Here is a 713-nt window from a genome sequence, read left to right on the forward strand (position 1 = left end):
TTTTCCCTTTGCTGCTATGGCGCTTGAGGAAACTAGCAAAAGCACGGAGGCGAACAGTACAGCAAATGTTTTCTTCCAGATCACTCGGAACTCTCCCATGTAAGGCCTAACACCTGAATTAAGCCGACTTGCGTAGTGGAGGCAAAAGGTGGCACGCTTTTCAGTGCCGCCTTTTGCTGGAACGAAGCATGTTCGGCTTGAATGAATTGTTAGGTGCGCAGCCGGGCTGTGCCCAACGCGGACCAGGAACCTAACCCGAGTTTGCGGGCCAGACGGCGGGTGAACCAAGAGACGGTGATGCCAAAAAACGCGCCAGTGATCAGGGCGACATCGCTCGCCTCCTTGAACGACATGGTGCGAATGCCCTTGTTGCCCATGTACCAGGCAAAAGCGCCAAACACGACCCCGAAGAATGCGCCACCAAAGAGGGCGAGCGGAAGAAAGCCCATATAGAGCGGCGGCGGCAGCGGAATGCCCATTGACCAGAGCAACTGCCAAAGGGGCGGCGATGCTGTGGCCGGGCCTACACCTTTCTCCGCCATCAGGCGTTTGTATTCTTCAATTTTGCGATCGTGTGTCATGCGCACCTAACACCTGAATTAAGCCGACCTGCGTAGTGGAGGCAAAAGGTGGCACGCTTTTCAGTGCCGCCTTTTGCTGGAACGAAGTAGGTTCGGCTTGAATGAATCGTTAGGCCGCCATTTGCCCACAAG

1 protein-coding gene is annotated in these 713 nt (G+C 55.3%); it reads right to left on the reverse strand.

Going from position 1 to position 713, the window contains the following annotated elements:
• Positions 1-209 precede the first annotated feature (209 nt).
• Positions 210-581 (reverse strand): DUF6404 family protein, encoded by a 372-nt coding sequence (locus G7B67_RS13215; protein WP_166213171.1) that lies wholly within the window; start codon positions 579-581, stop codon positions 210-212.
• Positions 582-713: the final 132 nt, after the last annotated feature.

The sequence above is a fragment of the Cognatiluteimonas telluris genome (genome assembly GCF_011320095.1).
GTDB classification, from domain to species: domain Bacteria; phylum Pseudomonadota; class Gammaproteobacteria; order Xanthomonadales; family Xanthomonadaceae; genus Cognatiluteimonas; species Cognatiluteimonas telluris.

Excerpts from the sequence above, each read along its gene's own strand:
- G7B67_RS13215 (WP_166213171.1), bottom strand. The coding sequence starts at position 581 with ATGACACACGATCGCAAAATTGAAGAATACAAACGCCTGATGGCGGAG.